General features: G+C 57.8%; 20 protein-coding genes and 1 riboswitch. Of the genes, 12 read left to right on the top strand and 8 right to left on the bottom strand.

What is annotated here, in order from left to right:
• The first annotated feature begins 493 nt into the window (after nucleotides 1-493).
• Entirely contained in the window at nucleotides 494-2,083 is a 1,590-nt protein-coding gene (gene purH / locus ACWPW2_RS00180; RefSeq protein WP_320511189.1) for a bifunctional phosphoribosylaminoimidazolecarboxamide formyltransferase/IMP cyclohydrolase, read from the top strand.
• A 15-nt stretch (nucleotides 2,084-2,098) separates the two neighbouring features.
• Nucleotides 2,099-3,394, top strand: coding sequence for a phosphoribosylamine--glycine ligase (purD, locus tag ACWPW2_RS00175; RefSeq protein WP_446428085.1), 1,296 nt, complete (start codon nucleotides 2,099-2,101; stop codon nucleotides 3,392-3,394).
• A 208-nt stretch (nucleotides 3,395-3,602) separates the two neighbouring features.
• Here the strand turns inward: purD and ACWPW2_RS00170 are convergent, their stop codons facing one another.
• The 6 genes from ACWPW2_RS00170 to nudC all read right to left on the bottom strand — a co-directional run bounded on the left by ACWPW2_RS00170 (nucleotide 3,603) and on the right by nudC (nucleotide 7,958).
• The gene (locus ACWPW2_RS00170; RefSeq protein ID WP_312122903.1) at nucleotides 3,603-4,295 is read right to left on the bottom strand and encodes a DUF1481 domain-containing protein; all 693 of its coding nucleotides are present in this window, start codon (nucleotides 4,293-4,295) and stop codon (nucleotides 3,603-3,605) included.
• Nucleotides 4,296-4,307: 12 nt separating this feature from the next.
• Nucleotides 4,308-4,580, bottom strand: a complete 273-nt coding sequence (gene hupA / locus ACWPW2_RS00165) for a nucleoid-associated protein HU-alpha (RefSeq protein ID WP_002884342.1) — start codon at nucleotides 4,578-4,580, stop codon at nucleotides 4,308-4,310.
• Nucleotides 4,581-4,766: 186 nt separating this feature from the next.
• Nucleotides 4,767-5,357, bottom strand: coding sequence for a YjaG family protein (locus ACWPW2_RS00160; protein ID WP_023479398.1), 591 nt, complete (start codon nucleotides 5,355-5,357; stop codon nucleotides 4,767-4,769).
• 33 nt (nucleotides 5,358-5,390) lie between these two features.
• On the bottom strand, nucleotides 5,391-6,071 hold the full coding sequence (gene nfi / locus ACWPW2_RS00155) for a deoxyribonuclease V (protein WP_187800499.1): 681 nt from the start codon (nucleotides 6,069-6,071) through the stop codon (nucleotides 5,391-5,393).
• 9 nt (nucleotides 6,072-6,080) lie between these two features.
• Nucleotides 6,081-7,145 (bottom strand): uroporphyrinogen decarboxylase, encoded by a 1,065-nt coding sequence (gene hemE / locus ACWPW2_RS00150; protein ID WP_023479397.1) that lies wholly within the window; start codon nucleotides 7,143-7,145, stop codon nucleotides 6,081-6,083.
• Between the two features lie 39 nt (nucleotides 7,146-7,184).
• Nucleotides 7,185-7,958 (bottom strand): NAD(+) diphosphatase, encoded by a 774-nt coding sequence (nudC, locus tag ACWPW2_RS00145; protein ID WP_279794931.1) that lies wholly within the window; start codon nucleotides 7,956-7,958, stop codon nucleotides 7,185-7,187.
• Nucleotides 7,959-8,037: 79 nt separating this feature from the next.
• Between nudC and ACWPW2_RS00140 the strand changes: the two genes are divergently transcribed.
• From ACWPW2_RS00140 to ACWPW2_RS00095, 10 genes are all read left to right on the top strand, one after another.
• Nucleotides 8,038-8,541: an Rsd/AlgQ family anti-sigma factor gene (locus ACWPW2_RS00140; RefSeq protein ID WP_023479394.1), complete on the top strand. Its 504-nt coding sequence runs from the start codon at nucleotides 8,038-8,040 to the stop codon at nucleotides 8,539-8,541.
• A gap of 53 nt (nucleotides 8,542-8,594) precedes the next feature.
• Nucleotides 8,595-8,731: riboswitch (TPP riboswitch) on the top strand.
• Nucleotides 8,732-8,814: 83 nt separating this feature from the next.
• Entirely contained in the window at nucleotides 8,815-10,710 is a 1,896-nt protein-coding gene (gene thiC, locus ACWPW2_RS00135) for a phosphomethylpyrimidine synthase ThiC (RefSeq protein WP_454121220.1), read from the top strand.
• Entirely contained in the window at nucleotides 10,710-11,345 is a 636-nt protein-coding gene (thiE, locus tag ACWPW2_RS00130) for a thiamine phosphate synthase (protein WP_454121218.1), read from the top strand. The genes thiC and thiE overlap by 1 nt, the downstream gene beginning before the upstream one ends.
• Complete coding sequence (locus tag ACWPW2_RS00125; protein WP_454121216.1) at nucleotides 11,338-12,093, top strand: HesA/MoeB/ThiF family protein; 756 nt, start codon at nucleotides 11,338-11,340, stop codon at nucleotides 12,091-12,093. Before thiE ends, ACWPW2_RS00125 begins: the two co-directional genes overlap by 8 nt.
• Complete coding sequence (thiS, locus tag ACWPW2_RS00120; RefSeq protein WP_270222036.1) at nucleotides 12,077-12,277, top strand: sulfur carrier protein ThiS; 201 nt, start codon at nucleotides 12,077-12,079, stop codon at nucleotides 12,275-12,277. The genes ACWPW2_RS00125 and thiS overlap by 17 nt, the downstream gene beginning before the upstream one ends.
• Nucleotide 12,278: 1 nt before the next feature.
• Nucleotides 12,279-13,049 carry a thiazole synthase gene (gene thiG, locus ACWPW2_RS00115; RefSeq protein WP_454121215.1) on the top strand — a complete coding sequence of 257 codons (771 nt, stop codon included), beginning with the start codon at nucleotides 12,279-12,281 and terminating at the stop codon, nucleotides 13,047-13,049.
• Nucleotides 13,046-14,200: a 2-iminoacetate synthase ThiH gene (gene thiH, locus ACWPW2_RS00110; protein WP_454121213.1), complete on the top strand. Its 1,155-nt coding sequence runs from the start codon at nucleotides 13,046-13,048 to the stop codon at nucleotides 14,198-14,200. The genes thiG and thiH overlap by 4 nt, the downstream gene beginning before the upstream one ends.
• A gap of 336 nt (nucleotides 14,201-14,536) precedes the next feature.
• Nucleotides 14,537-14,842: a PTS sugar transporter subunit IIB gene (locus ACWPW2_RS00105; RefSeq protein WP_023479403.1), complete on the top strand. Its 306-nt coding sequence runs from the start codon at nucleotides 14,537-14,539 to the stop codon at nucleotides 14,840-14,842.
• A 4-nt stretch (nucleotides 14,843-14,846) separates the two neighbouring features.
• Nucleotides 14,847-15,164, top strand: a complete 318-nt coding sequence (locus ACWPW2_RS00100; protein ID WP_023479392.1) for a PTS lactose/cellobiose transporter subunit IIA — start codon at nucleotides 14,847-14,849, stop codon at nucleotides 15,162-15,164.
• A 136-nt stretch (nucleotides 15,165-15,300) separates the two neighbouring features.
• The gene (locus ACWPW2_RS00095; protein ID WP_454121211.1) at nucleotides 15,301-16,338 is read left to right on the top strand and encodes a helix-turn-helix domain-containing protein; all 1,038 of its coding nucleotides are present in this window, start codon (nucleotides 15,301-15,303) and stop codon (nucleotides 16,336-16,338) included.
• On the opposite strand, the gene ACWPW2_RS00090 is transcribed toward ACWPW2_RS00095, so the two are convergent.
• Complete coding sequence (locus ACWPW2_RS00090) at nucleotides 16,268-17,329, bottom strand: alpha/beta hydrolase family protein (protein ID WP_454123549.1); 1,062 nt, start codon at nucleotides 17,327-17,329, stop codon at nucleotides 16,268-16,270. The two genes, ACWPW2_RS00095 and ACWPW2_RS00090, sit on opposite strands and share 71 nt — an antisense overlap.
• Nucleotides 17,330-17,471: 142 nt before the next feature.
• Nucleotides 17,472-21,695, bottom strand: a complete 4,224-nt coding sequence (gene rpoC, locus ACWPW2_RS00085) for a DNA-directed RNA polymerase subunit beta' (protein ID WP_023479382.1) — start codon at nucleotides 21,693-21,695, stop codon at nucleotides 17,472-17,474.
• Nucleotides 21,696-21,701: the final 6 nt, after the last annotated feature.

Below are 21,701 nucleotides of genomic sequence, written 5' to 3'. Positions count from 1 at the left end.
GAGGACGTTAAGAATCCATGTCACCTGAGTGCCCACACAGATTGTCTGATAAATTGTTAAAGAGCAGTTGCGACGCGCTTCAGCGCTCTGTCGCGAGGTGGCGTATATTACGCTTTCCTCTTTCAGAGTCAACCCTGAATTTCAGGATTTTTTCTCTTCCGACTTAACGTCGCTGCAAGCTGTTGTTTGCTTAGCGCCGTGTCGATGGAGGCGCATTATAGGGAGTTCTCCGCACCCCGCAATAGAAAAATGACATAAAAATGACTGACTGCTGCATTCCACAGCAAAAGCCGCCCTTATACGCATTTACACACAGAGTTATCCACAAAGCGCCAAAAGTGGAAAAATTCCCGAGCGTTGCGCAAACGTTTTCGTTACAATGCCCGCGCAAAATTAATCCGCCCTGCCTGGGGTGTTAGCTGAATCTTCCCATAATAAAGAAGCGAAAATTCAGCTAACGCTCTCTGTTAAAGTCAAATCCAGGGGATTTACCATGCAACAACGTCGTCCAGTCCGCCGCGCCCTGCTCAGTGTTTCTGATAAGGCCGGTATCGTCGAATTCGCCCAGGCGCTCTCCCAGCGTGGCGTCGAACTGCTCTCTACCGGCGGAACCGCTCGCCTGCTGGCAGATAAAGGCCTGCCGGTGACCGAAGTCTCCGACTACACCGGTTTCCCGGAAATGATGGATGGACGCGTAAAAACCCTGCACCCGAAAGTGCACGGCGGCATTCTCGGTCGTCGCGGCCAGGATGATGACATCATGGCGCAGCACGCCATCGCACCAATCGATATGGTAGTGGTTAACCTCTACCCCTTCGCCCAGACTGTTGCCCGTGAAGGGTGCTCGCTGGAAGACGCCGTTGAGAATATCGATATCGGCGGCCCGACCATGGTGCGCTCCGCCGCGAAGAACCATAAAGATGTCGCCATTGTGGTTAAGAGCAGCGACTACACCACCATCATTAATGAAATGGATGCCAACGACGGCTCGCTGACGCTGGAGACCCGTTTCGACCTCGCGATCAAAGCCTTTGAGCACACCGCCGCTTACGACAGCATGATCGCCAACTACTTCGGCAGCCTGGTGCCCGCCTATCATGGCGAGAGCAAAGAGCCAGCCGGCCGCTTCCCGCGCACGCTGAACCTCAACTTTATTAAGAAGCAGGATATGCGCTACGGTGAAAACAGCCACCAGCACGCTGCCTTCTATATAGAAGAAGAGATCAAAGAGGCTTCCGTTGCCACCGCGCAGCAGCTGCAGGGCAAAGCGCTCTCCTATAACAACATCGCCGACACCGACGCGGCGCTGGAGTGCGTGAAAGAGTTTGATGAGCCCGCCTGCGTGATTGTGAAACACGCCAACCCGTGCGGTGTCGCCGTCGGCGGCTCAATTCTTGATGCGTACGATCGCGCTTATAAAACCGACCCGACCTCAGCATTCGGCGGCATTATCGCTTTCAACCGCGAACTGGATGCTGAAACGGCGCAGGCCATTATCTCTCGCCAGTTTGTGGAAGTGATTATCGCCCCGTCTGCCACAAAGGAAGCGCTGAGCATTACCGCCGCCAAACAGAACGTCCGCGTACTGGTCTGCGGCCAGTGGGCAGCGCGCGTACCGGGCCTCGATTTCAAACGCGTCAATGGCGGCCTGCTGGTTCAGGATCGCGATCTGGGCATGGTGACTGCCAATGAGCTGCGCGTAGTCAGCAAGCGCCAGCCGACCGAGCAAGAGCTGCGCGATGCGCTCTTCTGCTGGAAGGTAGCGAAGTTCGTTAAATCCAACGCCATTGTCTATGCCAAAGAGAACATGACCATCGGTATTGGCGCAGGCCAGATGAGCCGCGTTTATTCTGCGAAGATCGCTGGTATCAAAGCCGCTGACGAAGGGCTGGAAGTGAAAGGTTCCGCAATGGCCTCTGACGCCTTCTTCCCGTTCCGTGATGGTATTGATGCCGCTGCCGCTGTCGGCGTGAGCTGCGTTATCCAGCCGGGCGGTTCTATCCGCGATGACGAAGTGATTGCCGCCGCCGACGAGCACGGCATCGCGATGATCTTCACCGACATGCGTCACTTCCGCCATTAATCCACGGAGCAGAGAATGAAAGTATTAGTGATTGGTAACGGCGGGCGCGAACACGCGCTGGCCTGGAAAGCGGCCCAGTCTGCGCGGGTTGAAACTGTCTTTGTCGCACCGGGTAACGCCGGCACGGCGCTGGAGCCGACGCTGCAAAACGTGGCGATTAGCGCGACGGATATTCCGGCGCTGGTTAATTTCGCCCAGAGCGAGAAGATCGATCTGACCATCGTTGGCCCGGAAGCGCCGCTGGTGATTGGCGTGGTTGATGCCTTTCGCGCGCAGGGGCTGAAAATTTTTGGCCCGACCCAAGGCGCAGCGCAGCTCGAAGGCTCCAAAGCCTTCACCAAAGATTTCCTCGCACGCCACAACATTCCGACGGCGGAGTACCAGAACTTTACCGAGGTAGAGCCAGCGCTGGCTTACCTGCGCGAGAAAGGCGCGCCGATTGTCATCAAAGCGGACGGTCTGGCAGCCGGTAAAGGGGTGATTGTCGCCATGACGCTGGAAGAGGCGGAAGCGGCAGTCCACGATATGCTGGCCGGTAACGCCTTTGGCGATGCGGGTCATCGCATTGTGATTGAGGAGTTTCTCGACGGCGAAGAGGCGAGCTTTATTGTGATGGTCGACGGCGAGCATGTGCTGCCAATGGCGACCAGCCAGGATCACAAACGCGTCGGCGACGGCGATACCGGCCCGAATACCGGCGGTATGGGAGCATACTCCCCGGCGCCGGTGGTGACCGATGAAGTCCACCAGCGGGCAATGGATCAGGTCATCTGGCCAACCGTGCGCGGCATGGCGGCAGAAGGAAATACCTACACGGGTTTCCTCTATGCCGGGCTGATGATCGATAAGCAGGGCAACCCGAAGGTGATCGAGTTCAACTGCCGCTTTGGCGACCCGGAGACGCAGCCGATTATGTTGCGTTTGCAGTCGGACCTGGTGGAACTCTGCCTGGCAGCCTGTGACGGCAAGCTGGATGAGAAAGTCTCGAAATGGGATGCGCGCGCATCGCTTGGTGTGGTGATGGCTGCCGGAGGCTATCCGGGTAACTATCGCACTGGAGATCAGATCCACGGCCTGCCGTTAGAAGAGGTTGCGGACGGGAAAGTGTTCCACGCCGGTACCACGCTTGCTGACGATGATCGGGTGCTGACCAACGGTGGACGTGTGCTGTGCGTGACTGCGCTGGGTGACACCGTTGCCGAAGCGCAGCAGCGCGCTTATGCGTTGATGACCGATATCCACTGGGATGGCAGCTTTAGCCGCAGCGATATTGGTTACCGCGCGATTGCCCGCGAACAGGGCAGCAAGTAATACGCGATCCACGGCCGGGTGGGATTTTGCTTACCCGGCGTTCAGAAGTCGAATTGCCGGATGGCGCTGCGCTTATCCGGCCTACAAAACCGTGTCGTGGTCATTGCGCTTATCCGGACTGCGGAACGCACCTCACTGTCGTGCAAGCGCTTTTCGTAGGCCCGATAAGGCATCGCCGCCATCGGGCAACGCACCGATGACGCCAACGCTAAAAGTTCTTCTCCGTCGGCTGCCAGTGACAGAAATCCTCATTCGCCACCAGCAACAGCTGCGCCCCTTCCGGCGCTTCCAGCCACGCCACGCTCACCGCCAGCGACGAACGGCTCTGGCGCTGCGCAATATGGTTTAACGCCCACGTATCAAGCTCTGGCTTCACGGTCTGCCCTTCGCAGGTCTGCACCGTGTTATTTGCCTGCCAGCGCCCCTGACGCAGTACAACCCGTCCCTGACGCAGCGCATCGCTGGTCTGGCGGATCTGTTCAGCGCGGTAGCGATAAAGCGCAACCTGGTCGCTGGAGAGCTGCTGCTTCTGGCCGTTCACTTCGCGCTGCATAAAGCTCAACTCGCCACGATCGTCAAAACGCACGCGAATATGCTCAGGCGGATTAGCGTAGATATTGAGTTCGATAAGGGTTAGCGCATCGCCTTGCCAGCGATACTCAGCTAAAGAGGTGTTCCCACGATGCCACGGGCTAAATGCGGAGAGCAGGTGGGTCTCACCGCCTGAATCTTTACGCCAGATGCGTATTGCGCCCTGATCGCCGGCGAAACCGCTGGCGGTAAAGGGCGGCAATGACGAATCGTGGCTACAGGCGGCAAGCAGCAGTGCGCCGACCAGCAAAAGCGGGCGACGCCAGTATGACAAAAGGGGCGTTACCGCCCCTTCGACAAAACTGTTCACTGCCATGCTGTCTTACTTAACAGCGTCTTTCAGTGCTTTACCAGAAACAAATGCCGGCACGTTAGCTGCGGCGATTTTGATTTCTTTACCGGTCTGCGGGTTGCGGCCAGTACGCTCAGCGCGGTGGTTCACCTTGAAAGTGCCGAAACCAACCAGTTGTACCGCATCGCCTTCTTTCAGAGACTCAGTAATGGCAGCCAGGGTGGATTCCAGTGCAGCTTTCGCTTGCGCTTTAGACAGATCAGCCTTGTCTGCAATTACATCAATCAGTTGAGTCTTGTTCATAAGTTATCCTTTCAATGTGTTTATCGCTTGCTAAGCATCGAGTGCGACGGAAATGCCTCAAAAGCACTCTCCTGCATACACGCACCGATAGCCACTTTTTTTCGCCCCCCAAATGTAGACCAGACGGGGGTCAGAAGGGAAGCCTTCAGGCGCGACAAAACAGGCCTTAAATCACGTTTTATTGTCTCATTGCTGCAAATTTATACCGATATTACTCTCGCCAGCCTCGCGCAGGTCTGCGCGCAAGCCTTTGATCAGGTCAATATCGCGCTCTTCGCAGGCGGCCAAAAGGCGGAAAATCTCCCACTGGATATCCCATTCCTGCTCTACAGCGGGGTTAAGACCCAGCTCTTCATCGGTCATTTCGCGGCCCTGCTGCGTCATTTCCAGCATCGCGACAGTGGTGATCGAGGTCTTGCTGACCTCAATGGCGTGTTCCAGCGTTTCACCGCTCAGACGCGAATGAATCAACTCGCTCAGCGCCACACAGGCGTCAATCGCCGGGTAGACACCGTAGAGATCGTAATCCTCTGCGGCGGGGATCCCCTCTTCCAGCTTCTCAAGCTGGCTGTCGAAATTGACCTTCGCATCTTTGACGGTCTCTGTTTCCCACACCAGGTCAAGGATACGGCGATAGAGCTGCGCATCGCCAAAGCCGGTCTGGCGGCAGAACAGCGCATAGTTGGGGTACATGCGCTCGCACAGACAGGCCATGAAAACAACGTGCTGCCAGCTTTCCTGCTTTTCCAGTCGCAGATGAATCGGGTTTTGTAACATGATCGCTTCTCAAAAACGGTAATGCGCCGCAGTTTACCCGATATCGCGCTGAATTGCCTGCCATCGCGCAAAGGCGGGGCGACCCGATGCCACGGCATCTGCCCAGCGCGTTGGCTCCGGCAAGCGGTAGCCCTTCATGCAGCGCTGCACCCACGCCAGCGCAGTATCCTGGCTGACACGGTGGCCGGTAGCGACAAAGAGCGGATTACAGCGCGCTTTGCTGCGCCATACCCACGCCAGCTGTTCACCTTTATCCACCAGCGGCGACAGCGCACCGGGCTCATCGGCCAGCGGTTCGAACTTCCCACACAGCCGTTTTTTCGCCACGCCGATGGTCGGCACATCCACCAGCAGGCCAAAATGGCTGGCAACGCCAAGACGGCGCGGATGGGAGATCCCATGCCCGTCGACAAAGAGTAAATCGGGTTTTTGCGACAGCATCTCCCACGCCGCCAGCAGCGCGGGATACTCACGAAATGAGAGGAAGCCAGGAATATAGGGCATGGTGGTGGCGATACGCGCCACCTGATACTCAACCAGTTCCAGCGAAGGCCAGGTGAGCAGTACCATTGCCGCCCGCGTCACTTCGCCACCCTGCTCGAAACCGACATCCGCCCCGCCGATCAACGTCGGCGGATCTTTATCAAGACGATCCTCGCGGATCACGGAAGAGGCCAGTTCAAGTTGTTGTGCGCGTAGCGACGCGAGATCCATATTTGCTCCTTATTGATGCCAGGGGGCCGACAGACGGTGAACCGCCTCGACAAATACTCCTGCATGTTCCGGCGGGACATCCTGGTGGATGCCGTGACCGAGGTTAAATACATGGCCTTCGCCTTTGCCAAAGCCAGAGAGAATTGTAGACACTTCTTCCTCAATGCGTGCAGGCGGCGCATAAAGCATAGAGGGATCCATGTTGCCCTGCAGCGCCACTTTGTCGCCAACGCGACGGCGCGCATCGCCAATATCGGTGGTCCAGTCGAGGCCGAGCGCATCGCAGCCGGTCGCCGCCATCGCTTCCAGCCACTGGCCGCCGCCTTTGGTAAACAGGGTCACCGGCACGCGACGCCCTTCGTTTTCACGCAGCAGGCCATCGACGATTTTATGCATGTAGTAGAGCGAGAACTGCTGGTAGTCGCGCCCGGTCAGCACGCCGCCCCAGGTGTCGAAAATCATCACCGACTGCGCGCCAGCGCGGATCTGCGCGTTGAGATAAGACGTCACGCTCTGCGCCAGCTTATCCAGCAGCGCATGCAGCACCAGCGGCTCGGCGTACATCATCTTTTTGATTTTAGTGAACGCTTTGCTGCTGCCGCCTTCAATCATGTAGGTCGCCAGCGTCCACGGGCTGCCGGAGAAACCAATCAGCGGCACTTCGCCTTTCAGTTCACGGCGAATGGTGCGCACGGCGTTCATCACGTAACCCAGCTCATCTTCCGGGTCCGGCACCGGCAGCTTGTCCACGTCCGCTTTACAGGTGATGGGATGGCTAAAACGCGGCCCTTCACCGGCTTCGAAATAGAGCCCCAGCCCCATCGCGTCCGGCACCGTCAGGATATCGGAGAAGAGGATCGCCGCATCCAGCTTGTAGCGGCGCAGGGGTTGCATCGTTACTTCACAGGCCAGCTCCGCATTGCGGCACAGCGACATAAAATCGCCGGCCTGCGCACGGGTTGCCTTATATTCCGGCAAATAGCGGCCTGCCTGGCGCATCATCCATACCGGCGTCATATCTACTGGCTGGCGCTGAAGCGCGCGCAGGTAACGATCGTTTTTCAGTTCGGTCATTGTCAGTTCCTCAAGCGTCAGGCCGCCAGTATATACACCTTATTCGCTCTCTGCCCGACACATCGCCACGGTATCCTCGATCAGGCGGCGCGCGACGGTACCCGGCGGCGGAAGCAGCGGCAGGTCGTCATAGCGATACCAGCCGGCATCAATCAGCTCTTTGGTATCAATAACGATCTCACCGCTCTCATACTCGGCCATAAAGGCAGTCATTAATGATTGCGGGAAGGGCCACGGCTGAGAGGTAACATAACGCAGGTTCTTGATTTTAATCCCGCTCTCCTCCATCACCTCGCGCGCTACCGCCTGCTCCAGCGTCTCGCCGACTTCAACAAATCCGGCCAGCACGGTATACACGCCATTACGATGACGCGTATGCTGGGCAAGTAGCAGGCTGTCATCGCGGCGAATAGCGACAATGATGCAGGGAGCAATTTGTGGATAGTAACGTTCCCGGCAGTGGTCGCAGAGCATCGCCCACTCGGTTTTGCTGGGGTGCATGGTGTGGCCACAGTAACCGCAAAACTTATGCGAGCGGTAAAACTCGGCCAGCTGCACGCCGCGCCCGGCTAACTGGAACAGCGCGGTATCCTGATCGATCAGTAAACGTACCGATCCCATCTCGCTGGAGCGCTGCTGGCGCACAAGCCAGACGCTCTCTCCCTGCCATTCGCCGATAATTTGCGCGGGTTGACCCGCAAGATCGAAATTTCCTGCCTCTCCATGTGGTAATTCTCCAGCGGGCAACCATAATTTTTGTTCATGGCTGACTATCCACCAGCCACGGTGATGAGCTTCAAGAGTTTGTACCATTGCGCGACCTTAGCTTCACTGGCATGTTATTAACATTATTATTACATCATTTTTAATCTTACATTTTGCGGAGTCATTTATGCTGAACCAGTTAGAAAGCCTGACAGAACGACTGGGGGGAAGTAACAAGCTTATCGATTTCTGGCTCAACGAACGTAAGCAGTTGCTTATCTCCTATTACAATCTGGTGGGAATCAAGCCGGGCAAAGGGTCGTACATGCAGCTTAACGAAAAAGCGCTGGATGATTTTTGCCATAACCTGGTTGAATACCTTTCCGCCGGTCATTTCACTATTTATGAACGCATCATCAATGAAATGGAAGGCGCCAGCCCACTTTTAGCGGCGACTCAGCTCTATCCGCAGCTTGAAGCCAATACCGTTGAAATCATGAAACATTATGATTCCAGCCTCGAACAGTCCATCGATGATGATAACTGCATGGAGTTCCAGCAGGCTCTCTCAGACATCGGTGAAGCGCTGGCGGCGCGTTTTACGCTGGAAGATCAGCTGATCACGCTGGCGTTCGATAACCACCTCAGCGAAAGCGCCAATGATGAAACCGGGATGGCGCGCCCGGCTTGAGTTCTTAAGCATTAACGCGTAGTTTAAAAACAGTCCCCCGCTTCGGGCGGGGGTTTTTCTTGTCGGAGTGCCACTCTTTTACACCCACGCTTTCTGAAAGCTGAGGTGTAAAAAGGCTGAGACCGTTAATTCGGGATCCGCGGAACCTGATCAGGCTAATACCTGCGAAGGGAACAAGAGTAATCCATCCACCACACCACCCTTACGGGCGGTTTGCTGCCATTACTCCATCCGTCGTCTGACAAGCCATCTCCTTTGACACTGGAATGAGCTATGTCTACTACTCAATATTCACGCCGTGAACAACGCGCCCAGGCGCAACACTTTATCGATACGCTGGAAGGCACCGCTTTCCCCAACTCCCGCCGCATCTACCTCACCGGCTCACAGCCCGATATTCGCGTGCCAATGCGCGAAATCCAGCTTAGCCCGACGCTTGTCGGCGGCTCAAAAACCGACCCGCAGTACGAAGAGAACGAAGCGGTGCCGGTGTATGACACCTCCGGCCCCTACGGCGATCCGGCGATTGCCATTGATGTGCAACAGGGTCTGGCTAAGCTGCGCGCAGCGTGGATTGCCGCCCGCGATGACAGCGAAGAGCTGGACCATCGCAGCTCGGCCTATACCAACCAGCGCCTGGCGGATGACGGCCTTGATGCGCTGCGTTTTAGCGGCCTGCTGACGCCGCGCCGCGCCAAAGCAGGTAAATGCGTGACGCAGCTGCACTATGCCCGTTTGGGCATCATTACCCCCGAAATGGAGTTTATCGCCCTGCGCGAAAACATGGGGCGTGAGCGCATTCGCAGTGAAGTATTGCGTCGCCAGCATCCGGGCGAAGGGTTTGGCGCGCGGCTGCCGGAGAACATTACGCCAGAGTTTGTCCGCGCTGAAGTGGCGGCCGGCCGGGCCATTATTCCCGCCAACATCAACCATCCAGAATCAGAGCCGATGATCATTGGCCGCAACTTCCTGGTGAAAGTGAACGCTAATATCGGCAACTCCGCTGTCACCTCATCAATTGAAGAAGAAGTGGAGAAGCTGGTGTGGTCAACCCGCTGGGGCGCGGATACGGTGATGGATCTCTCGACCGGTCGCTATATTCATGAAACCCGCGAGTGGATCCTGCGCAACAGCCCGGTGCCGATCGGCACTGTACCGATCTACCAGGCGCTGGAGAAGGTCAACGGGATCGCTGAAGATCTCAGCTGGTCGGTATTCCGCGACACCCTGCTGGAGCAGGCGGAACAGGGAGTCGACTACTTCACCATCCACGCCGGTGTGCTGCTGCGCTATGTGCCAATGACCGCGCAGCGCCTGACGGGCATTGTTTCGCGCGGCGGCTCGATCATGGCGAAGTGGTGTCTCTCCCATCACGAAGAGAACTTCCTTTACACCCACTTCCGCGAAATCTGCGAAATCTGCGCGGCTTACGATGTCTCTTTGTCACTCGGCGATGGCCTGCGCCCGGGATCGATTCAGGATGCCAATGACGAAGCGCAATTTGCCGAGCTGCATACGCTCGGGGAACTGACCAAAATCGCCTGGGAGTATGACGTGCAGGTGATGATTGAAGGCCCCGGTCACGTGCCGATGCAGATGATCCGCCGCAATATGACCGAGGAGCTTGAGAGCTGTCACGAAGCGCCCTTCTACACCCTTGGGCCGCTCACCACCGATATCGCGCCGGGCTATGACCACTTCACCTCCGGCATCGGCGCGGCAATGATTGGCTGGTTTGGCTGCGCGATGCTCTGCTATGTCACGCCGAAAGAGCACCTCGGCTTGCCGAACAAAGAGGATGTTAAACAGGGGCTGATTACCTACAAAATCGCCGCCCACGCCGCGGATCTGGCCAAAGGCCATCCTGGTGCGCAGATCCGCGATAATGCGATGTCGAAAGCGCGATTTGAGTTCCGCTGGGAAGATCAGTTTAACCTCGCCCTCGACCCCTTCACCGCCCGCGCCTATCACGATGAAACCCTGCCGCAGGAGTCCGGCAAAGTGGCGCACTTCTGCTCGATGTGCGGGCCGAAATTCTGCTCGATGAAGATTTCGCAGGAGGTGCGTGACTACGCCGCCGCGCAGACCATCGATGCGGGCATGGCGGATAAAGCCAGCGACTTCCGCGCCCGCGGCGGGGAGATCTACCTGAAACAGGAGGAGGCGTAATGTACCAGCCTGATTTCCCGCCGGTGCCCTTTCGCCTCGGGCTTTATCCGGTGGTCGATAGCGTGGAGTGGATCGCCCGCCTGCTGGATGCAGGTGTGCGCACCCTGCAACTGCGTATCAAAGATAAGCGCGACGAAGAGGTGGAAGCGGACGTGATGGCCGCCATTGCCCTTGCGCGCCGTTACAACGCGCGGCTGTTTATCAACGATTATTGGCGGCTGGCGATTAAACACCAGGCCTACGGCGTGCATCTCGGTCAGGAGGATCTGGCCACTACCGACTTAACCGCCATTCGCCAGGCCGGACTGCGGCTCGGCCTCTCCACCCATGATGATATGGAAATTGATGTCGCGCTGGCGGCACGCCCCTCCTATATCGCCCTGGGCCACGTTTTCCCGACGCAAACCAAGCAGATGCCTTCCGCTCCGCAGGGGCTGGCAACGCTTACGCGCCACGTTGCGCGGCTCGGTGATTACCCGACGGTAGCGATTGGCGGCATCAGCCTTTCGCGCGCGCCAGAGGTGCTGGCAACGGGCGTCGGCAGCATTGCCGTGGTGAGCGCCATTACCCAGGCGGATGAGTGGCAGCTGGCCACGCGGCAGCTGCTGGATCTCGCGGGGGTGGGCGATGAATGATCACGACTTTATGCGCTACAGCCGCCAGATCTTGCTGGAGGAGATCGCCATCGCCGGGCAGCAGAAGCTGCTCGACAGCCGGGTATTGATTGTCGGCCTTGGCGGTCTTGGCGCGCCGGCCGCCGCCTACCTCGCGGGCGCGGGTGTCGGCATGCTGGTGCTGGCGGATGATGACGCCGTGCATCTGAGCAACCTGCAACGGCAGATCCTCTTTACCTCGCGCGATATCAACCAGCCAAAAGCCACGGTGACAGCAGAGCGGCTGCATCAGCTCAACCCGGAGATTGAACTGGTCTCTCTCTCACAGCGGCTCAGCGGCGACGCGCTGCTTGAAGAGGTCTCGCGCGCCGATGTGGTGCTCGATTGCAGCGATAACATGCAGACCCGCCAGGCGATTAACGCCGCCTGCGTGGCGCGTAATACGCCGCTGGTTTCCGCCAGCGCCGTCGGCTTTGGCGGCCAGTTGCTGGTGCTCACCCCGCCCTGGGAGCAGGGCTGCTACCGCTGCTTGTGGCCCGATGAGCGCGAACCGGAACGCAACTGCCGCACGGCGGGCATTGTCGGCCCGGTGGTCGGCATTATGGGAGCGATGCAGGCGCTGGAAGCGATCAAGCTGTTAACCGGTATGCAGGCGACGCAGGGAGAGCTGCGGCTGTTTGACGCCCGCACCAACCTGTGGCGCACCCTCGCATTACAGCGCGCCAGCACCTGCCCGATCTGCGGAGGGCATCATGCAAATACGCGTTAATGACGAACCGATGACCTGCGCGCAGGCGCTCAGCGTTGCCGACCTGCTTAAGGAGCTTGAACAGTTAAAGCCGGGCGTCGCGCTGGCGCTAAACGAGGCGATTCTGCCGCGCGAGCGCTGGGAAGAACAACAGTTGCAGGATGGCGATTGCATCCTGCTGTTTCAGGTTATCGCAGGGGGTTGAGATGTTACGTATTGCAGATAAAACCTTTTCCTCACGCCTCTTTACCGGCACGGGGAAATTCGCCACGCCGCAGCTGATGGTGGAGTCGATTCAGGCGGCGGGCAGCGAGCTGGTGACGCTGGCCATGAAGCGCGTCGATTTACGCCAGCGCAATGACGCTATTTTGCAGCCGCTGATAGACGCGGGCGTCACCCTGCTGCCAAACACCTCCGGCGCGAAAAATGCCGAAGAGGCGATCTTTGCCGCCCAACTGGCGCGAGAAGCGCTGGGCACACACTGGCTGAAGCTGGAGATCCATCCCGATGCGCGCTGGCTGCTGCCGGATCCTATCGAAACCCTGCGCGCGGCAGAGAAGCTGGTGCAGAGCGGGTTTGTGGTGCTGCCCTACTGCGGCGCAGATCCGGTGTTATGCAAACGGCTGGAAGAGGTGGGGTGTGCCGCGGTGATGCCGCTCGGCGCGCCGATTGGCTCAAATCAGGGGCTGGAGACCCGCGCCATGCTGGAGATCATCATTGAGCAGGCCACTGTTCCGGTGGTGGTGGATGCCGGCATCGGCGCGCCAAGCCACGCCGCACTGGCGCTGGAGATGGGCGCGGATGCGGTGCTGGTCAATACCGCCATCGCCGTCGCGGACGATCCGATCGCCATGGCGCGCGCGTTTCGCCTGGCGGTGGAAGCCGGGGCGCTGGCGCGCCGCGCCGTACCGGGCGCTCGCCAACATTACGCCGCGGCCACCAGCCCGCTGACCGGCTTTCTGGAGACGCTGCAATGAACACCTTTACCGACCGCTGGCGGCAGCTGAACTGGGATGATATCCGCCTGCGTATTCACAGCAAGACCACCGCTGACGTCGAGCGCGCGCTTAACGCCCGGCAAGTGACCCGCGACGATATGATGGCCCTGCTCTCCCCGGCGGCCAGCGAGCTGCTGGAGCCTCTGGCGCAGAAAGCGCAGCGCCTGACCCGCCAGCGCTTTGGCAACACCGTCAGTTTTTATGTCCCGCTCTATCTGTCGAATCTCTGCGCCAATGACTGCACCTATTGCGGTTTCTCGATGAGCAACCATTTGAAACGCAAAACGCTGGATGAGGAGGAGATCGCTCGCGAGTGCGCTGCCCTGCGTGAATTGGGGTTTGAGCATCTCCTTCTGGTCACCGGTGAGCATCAGGGAAAAGTGGGTATGGACTATTTTCGCCGCCATTTCCCTACTATTCGCCGCCAGTTCGCCTCGTTGCAGATGGAAGTGCAGCCGCTTTCCGAAGAGGAGTATCGCGAGCTAAAAGGGCTCGGGCTGGATGGTGTGATGGTCTACCAGGAGACCTACCATAGGGCGCAATATGCCCGGCATCATCTGCGGGGCAAAAAGCAGGACTTTTTCTGGCGGCTGGAGACGCCGGATCGCCTTGGCCGTGCGGGGATCGACAAGATCGGCCTTGGCGCGTTGATGGGGTTATCTGATAGCTGGCGCGTCGACTGCTATATGGTGGCGGAACATCTGCTCTGGTTACAGCAACACTACTGGCAGAGCCGCTACTCGGTGTCGTTTCCTCGCCTGCGCCCCTGCGCGGGCGGGATCGAACCGGCGTCAATCATGGACGAGAAACAACTGGTGCAGACCATTTGCGCCTTCCGCCTGCTGGCACCGGATACCGAGCTGTCGCTGTCGACGCGCGAGTCGCCGCACTTTCGCGATCATGTTATTCCCCTCGCCATCAACAATGTCAGTGCGTTTTCTAAAACGCAGCCCGGCGGCTATGCCGACGATCACCCGGAGCTGGAGCAGTTCTCGCCCCACGATGGACGTCGCCCGGAGGCGGTCGCCGATGCGCTGATCGCCCGTGGGCTGCAACCGGTGTGGAAAGACTGGGATAGCTGGCTGGGACGTGTGCCGCAAAAAAAGAGTAATACGCTGATAAACAGTTAATTTTCTTGCGGCCTGTTACGTAAAGTGAAATTCGGGCGCTGGCACCACAGCGCCCGCTGCGGCAACCTTGCTTCGTCAGCGTACACTGACCGGAGCGGGCGCCGTTCCCCTCTCCCGCTCCGCCCCCCTTTGGCAGGTACGCTGCTTATCACGCTGAAAAACAGCGCGGCCAACGACGGTCATGCAAGGAGTGAAACGAAGTGATGTCAGGTTGTAACCGGTTTCACATTCGCTGCCCTTTCTTTGTGATGCCAGACACACAATCACCGTAAAGCGGTTGTTGAAGTCAACGCCGACGGATAATTATCAATTATCCCATCAACACCGAGGCTGACTATGAAAAACATCGTTTTATGCTGTGCAGCAGGTATGTCCACCAGCATGTTGGTGCAACGAATGAAAGACGCGGCGCAAAAGAAAGGCGTCGAGGTCACCATCAAAGCGGTTCCTGTTGCGGACTTTAAAGATGAAATTGCAACGGCAGATATCGTGTTGCTGGGGCCGCAGGTGAAGTATGAGCAGGCAAAACTGCAGGCGCAGGCCGAGCCGCTGGGCAAGAAGGTGGCGGTGATCGATATGATGGATTACGGCATGATGAAAGGCGATGTCGTACTGGAAAAAGCCCTTAAGCTGCTGGAGTGAGCGCGTGGAAGAGTTAGAAACCATCATTATGGAACTGCTGGTCAACGCCGGTGCGGCGCGCAGCCAGGCACTGACCGCGCTGCAAATGGCGCGGAAAGGCGATTTCGACGACGCGGAAAAAGCGATGGAGGAGTCACGCGAATTTGTTAAAGCAGCGCATAAGATCCAGACCCAGCTAATCGGTCTGGACGAAGGCACCGGTAAACTCCCGGTTAACCTCATCACCGTTCACTCGCAGGACCACCTGATGAACGCGATGGTCATCCAGGATCTGGCCGACGACCTGATTGAGATCTACCGCAGGCTTCCCCCGCGCGCTTGATTGTCGCTTCATTCCCATAAGAGACGCCCGCTTTACCGGGCGTTTTTTATTGCTGCCAAAACGGTGAGGTGTATTCCGCGTCGTTTTATGGCACAACATGGCATTCGCCGATCGTAATCACCACCGCAGGTGCCTGATGCCCGCCATTCCCGTTCCGTTTTTTACCCTCTCCCTGCTACTGATGCTGCTGGCAAAGGTCTGGCTGCAACGCCCTTCCGGCTATCGCACCCTCGCCACCTTTATCACCGGCTGCGCGTTGCTGGTGCTGATGACGGCGCTGCGCTGGCAATTTGATGCGCTAATTTTGCGACAGCTACAGTCGATGCTGGCAATTGCGCTACCGCCGCTGGCATGGCGCTGTTTTGCCCGCGTCACCGATCAAAGCCGCACCTCTGAACGCATTGCCTCGCTGCTGCCGCCTGCCATCGCGCTGGCGCTGAACCTGATTGCGCCCATGGCTACCGACACAGTTCTGATGCTGCTCTACATCGGCTACGGTGGCGCACTGATTTGGACCGCTTACCGGGGCGCAGATGCCTTTGTGCTGACACGGTTAACGGATGCGCGCAGCACCTCGGTGATGGCCTTTCTTGCCGGGGCGTTTCTCTGCTTTAGCGGCCTGACCGATGTGGCGATTATGCTCGACTTCGCCTGGTATGACGGCTTGCAGGCACCGCGCCTCGTCGCCCTCTCGCAGGCGATACTGCTGCCGTTTATCTGCCTCGCCATTCTCTACAGCGGCAAGAAAATCCCCGCCGCTGATGAAACACCGCTAATACCGCCAGCCGACGTACAAAGCGTGGAGGTGGATAACGATCTGGTTACCCTCTGCGAAAAGCTGGAGGCACGCCTTACTGAACAGCAGCTGTTTCTCAATAGCGACCTGACGCTCGATCTGCTGGCGAGAAAATGGGTGATCCCGGCTCGCCAGATTTCACGCGCCGTCAATGCGGTGCGCGGCTGCAATGTCTCACAGTGGATTAACGGCTTTCGCATTCACTATGCCCAACACCTGCTGCTCACCACCGACGCGCCCGTCACCAGCATCATGCTTGATGCTGGCTTTGCCACCAAATCGAACTTCAACCGCGAGTTTGTGCGTATCAGCGGCGTGAGCCCGACGGAGTTTCGCCGCGCGGTGGGTAATCCAGCGCCTGTTGCAGAAAAGCCGTGATCGTGTCGCTAAGCCGCTGATGAATGTCAGCCCGGCTTAGCGCACCGCCATCGTCACACACAATCCCTTCGCCCGGATCTTGCGCCTCAATCAGCGCCTTCGCGCCGGGCTTGCAGAGCTGCATAAAACTAAAGTGGGTTGCGCCCGTAACGCTTTGTGCCTGCTGCTTCGCAGCCGGAATGTAATGTTGCAGATAGCCGGACTCCAGCCGGGCAGGTAACTCGTCGCTATCGGCCTGCGCGGAGAGGATCAGCACCGGCAAATCGAGTTGAGCGAGGCTCTCCGGCGTGAAACCGCGCGCCAGCCCCAAATCCAGCGAAACAATGGCTTTGATCAGCGGCTCGCGCTGGCTCTCCCTCAACGGGGCAGATGCCTCAGGACGATTGATGCCGAGGGCTGGGATCAGCTTACAGCCCGACAGCGCGGGATGGCTTTTACAATCCGTCTGGAAACGTCCGGCGTCGAAACGGGCACCTGCCAGCTCCATTACCGTCCAGCCACCCAGCGAGTGGCCGATCGCGGCGATGCGCCGGGTGTCCACCTGGCCAGCAATAGCAGGATCACCAATCAGGTCATTCATTACGCGGCGCAAATCGCGTGGCCGCTGCCAGAGCTGCCAGGCATCCTGCTGCGCTTTATTGCGGGTGGTGGTGCCCGGATGATCGGGCGCAGCGACGATATACCCCTGCGCCGCCATGCGCTGCGCCAGCCAGTTCAGGTTGCGCCAGTTGCCGCCGTAACCGTGTGACAGCAGTAATAAGGGATGTTTACCGGTTGCGGGCTGTGCGTTACGCAGAGCCGGTGTGCCGACAAAAACCGGGTTGTCGCCCACCGTTTCCGGGGTGCCGGTTTGTGCAGTCGGATACCAGATGGCGACATCAAGCGGGCGGGCTTTATCCTCTTGCAGATGTAGCTGGCGGAAGGCGGTGTCGGCATGGGTTATGCCGCTCAGAAGAAGCGTAAAACAGAGAATGAGTGTGCGTAGGGACATCATGCGTTCCTGATGGGTTAACAGAACGCTGAGTGTGCCCGTCCCTTGTGCGGCGGGCGTCCTGAAACGCGATCGAGGACCGGTTTAGCGGATTTCGGGCATAAAAAAACCCGCCGAAGCGGGTTTTTAGGACGAGAAACGATTACTCGTTGTCGGAACCACCCAGACCTGCGTTCAGCAGTTCTGCAAGGCTCGCGGACGCGTCTTCCGCAGTGACCTGCGGTGCTGCCGGCAGTTCGCCAGCGGCGCGACGGCGCATACGATCCTGGTGGTACGCATAACCGGTACCGGCCGGGATCAGACGACCCACGATAACGTTCTCTTTCAGACCGCGCAGTTCGTCGCGTTTGCCTGCAACGGCTGCTTCGGTAAGCACACGAGTCGTCTCCTGGAACGATGCCGCGGAGATGAAGGACTCGGTCGCCAGAGACGCTTTGGTGATACCCAGCAGATCGCGTGCATAGGTTGCACTGATTTTGCCGTTCGATTCGAGATCGCGGTTAGCAATCTTGACGCGAGAGTATTCAACCTGCTCGCCTTCCAGGAACTCGGAGCTGCCCGCGTTCACGATGGTGGCTTTACGCAGCATCTGACGAACGATAACTTCGATGTGCTTATCGTTGATCTTAACGCCCTGCAGACGGTAAACGTCCTGTACTTCGTTGGTGATATAACGCGTTACCGCGTGTACGCCACGAAGACGCAGAATGTCGTGCGGTGCTTCCGGACCGTCGGAAACCACGTCACCACGTTCTACACGTTCACCTTCAAACACGTTGAGCTGACGCCATTTCGGGATCATCTCTTCGTACGGATCGCTACCGTCAACCGGCGTGATCACCAGACGGCGTTTCCCTTTGGTCTCTTTACCGAAGGAGATGATACCGCTGATTTCAGCCAGGATTGCCGGCTCTTTCGGACGACGTGCTTCGAACAGGTCCGCAACGCGCGGCAGACCACCGGTAATATCCTTGGTACCGCCGGATTCCTGCGGAATACGTGCCAGGGTGTCACCGGAGCTGATCTGTACGCCATCTTCCAGCTGAACAATCGCTTTACCCGGCAGGAAGTACTGGGCAGGCATATCGGTGCCTGGGATCAGTACGTCGTTGCCATTGGCATCAACGATTTTCAGTGCCGGACGCAGGTCTTTACCGCCAGCGGTACGCTCTGCAGAGTCCAGAACCACCAGCGAAGAGAGACCGGTCAGTTCGTCGGTCTGACGGGTAATCGTCTGACCATCGATCATGTCGGTGAAGCGGATGAAACCAGCCACTTCGGTGATTACCGGCATGGTATGCGGATCCCAGTTTGCAACGGTTTCGCCGCCGGCAACCTGCTCGCCATCACCCTTCGCCATCACCGCACCGTAAGGCACTTTATAGCTCTCTTTGGTACGACCGAATTCGTCGATCAGTTTCAGCTCAGTGTTACGGGAGGTGACCACCAGCTTACCGCTGGAGTTAACAACCGACTTCGCATTGCTCAGACGGATGCTACCTTTGTTTTTCACCTGAATGCTGGATTCAGCAGCCGCACGCGATGCCGCACCACCGATGTGGAACGTACGCATCGTCAGCTGTGTACCCGGCTCACCGATGGACTGTGCTGCGATAACGCCGATTGCTTCACCTTTGTTGATGATGTGGCCACGCGCCAGGTCACGACCATAGCAGTGGGCGCACACACCAAAGTCGGTGTCGCAGGATACAACGGAACGCACTTTCACGGAGTCGACAGAGTTCGCTTCCAGCAGGTCACACCACTGTTCGTGCAGCAGCGTGTTGCGCGGAACCAGAATGTCTGCGGTGCCCGGCTTCAGAATGTCTTCAGCGGTCACACGACCCAGAACGCGATCGCGCAGCGGCTCTTTAACGTCGCCACCTTCGATAACCGGCGTCATGGTGATCCCTTCGAGGGTGCCACAATCGTCTTCGGTTACAACCAGATCCTGTGCCACGTCAACCAGACGACGGGTCAGGTAACCGGAGTTCGCGGTTTTCAGTGCGGTATCCGCCAGACCTTTACGCGCACCGTGCGTGGAGATGAAGTACTGGAGTACGTTCAGACCTTCACGGAAGTTCGCGGTGATCGGCGTTTCGATGATGGAGCCATCCGGCTTCGCCATCAGACCACGCATACCAGCAAGCTGACGAATCTGGGCTGCAGAACCACGCGCACCGGAGTCGGCCATCATGTAGATGCTGTTAAAGGAAACCTGCTGCTCTTCAACGCCGTCACGGTTAATAACGGTTTCAGTCTGCAGGTTATCCATCATCGCTTTGGATACGCGATCGTTCGCTGCGGCCCAAATATCGATAACTTTGTTATAGCGTTCGCCCGCGGTTACCAGACCAGACTGGAACTGCTCCTGGATCTCAGCAACTTCAGCTTCCGCTTCAGAGATGATCTCGTGTTTCTTCTCCGGGATGACCATGTCATCGATACCAACGGATGCACCTGAACGCGCTGCATAAGCAAAGCCGGTGTACATCGTCTGGTCAGCGAAGATAACGGTCGGCTTCAGACCCAGAATGCGGTAACAGGTGTTCAGCATTTTGGAGATCGCTTTCTTGCCCAGCGCCTGGTTGACGATGGAGAAAGGCAGACCTTTCGGTACGATCATCCACAGAATGGCACGGCCAACGGTCGTGTCTTTCAGGCTGGTGGTCGCAACGAACTCGCCGTTAGCATCTTTTTCATATTCGGTGATACGCACTTTAACGCGCGCATGCAGAGAGGCCAGGCCAGCGCGGTAAATACGCTCAGCTTCTTTCGGGCCAGTCAGCACCATGCCTTCGCCTTTGGCGTTAACACAGTCACGGGTCATGTAGTAGAGACCCAGTACAACGTCCTGAGACGGAACGATGATTGGTTCGCCGTTAGCCGGAGACAGGATGTTGTTGGTAGACATCATCAGCGCACGCGCTTCCAGCTGGGCTTCCAGCGTCAGCGGTACGTGAACAGCCATCTGGTCACCATCGAAGTCGGCGTTGTATGCCGCACAAACCAGCGGGTGCAGCTGGATCGCTTTACCTTCGATCAGTACCGGTTCAAACGCCTGGATACCCAGACGGTGCAGTGTTGGTGCACGGTTCAGCAGTACCGGGTGTTCGCGGATAACTTCGTCCAGGATATCCCAAACGACAGCTTCTTCGCGCTCAACCATTTTCTTCGCGGCTTTGATGGTGGTGGCGAGGCCACGCAGTTCCAGCTTGCCGTAAATGAACGGTTTGAACAGCTCCAGCGCCATTTTCTTCGGCAGACCGCACTGATGCAGACGCAGGTATGGACCTACGGTGATTACAGAACGACCGGAGTAGTCAACACGCTTACCGAGCAGGTTCTGACGGAAACGACCCTGCTTACCTTTGATCATATCGGCCAAAGATTTCAGCGGACGCTTGTTGGAACCGGTGATCGCACGACCGCGACGGCCGTTATCCAGCAGGGCGTCGACCGCTTCCTGCAGCATACGTTTTTCGTTGCGTACGATGATGTCCGGCGCCGCCAGATCAAGCAGACGTTTCAGACGGTTGTTACGGTTGATCACGCGACGGTAGAGATCGTTCAGATCCGACGTTGCGAAACGACCACCGTCCAGCGGAACCAGCGGACGCAGGTCCGGCGGCAGCACTGGCAGAACGGTCAGGATCATCCACTCCGGCTTGTTACCGGACTGTACGAAGGCTTCCAGCAGTTTGATACGCTTGGTCAGCTTCTTACGTTTGGTTTCGGAGTTGGTTTCGTTCAGCTCTTCACGCAGCTGTTCGCACTCTTGCTCCAGATCCATGCTTTTCAGCAGGGCCTGGATCGCTTCGGCGCCCATCTTCGCGTCGAATTCGTCACCGAACTCTTCCAGCGCGTCCAGATACTGCTCTTCAGTCAGGATCTGGTTACGTTCCAGGTTGGTCATCCCACCTTCGATAACCACATAGGATTCGAAGTAGAGAACGCGTTCGATATCACGCAGCGGCATATCCAGCAGCAGACCGATACGGGACGGCAGTGATTTCAGGAACCAAATGTGCGCGGTCGGGGAAGCCAGTTCGATGTGGCCCATGCGCTCACGACGCACTTTAGTCTGGGTCACTTCAACGCCGCACTTCTCACAGATCACACCGCGGTGTTTCAGGCGCTTGTACTTACCGCACAGGCACTCGTAATCTTTTACTGGCCCGAAAATACGCGCACAGAAAAGGCCGTCACGCTCAGGTTTGAACGTACGGTAGTTGATGGTTTCTGGCTTCTTAACTTCACCAAAAGACCATGAACGGATCATGTCTGGCGAAGCCAGAGCAATTTTGATCGCATCAAACTCTTCGGTTTTAGTTTGCGCTTTCAGAAACTTTAATAAGTCTTTCACGGATTT

The sequence above is a fragment of the Kosakonia sp. Marseille-Q7440 genome, from assembly GCF_965119485.1.
The sequence above is the reverse complement of the archived record's forward strand: the minus strand, read 5'-3'. Positions and strand labels throughout refer to the sequence as shown.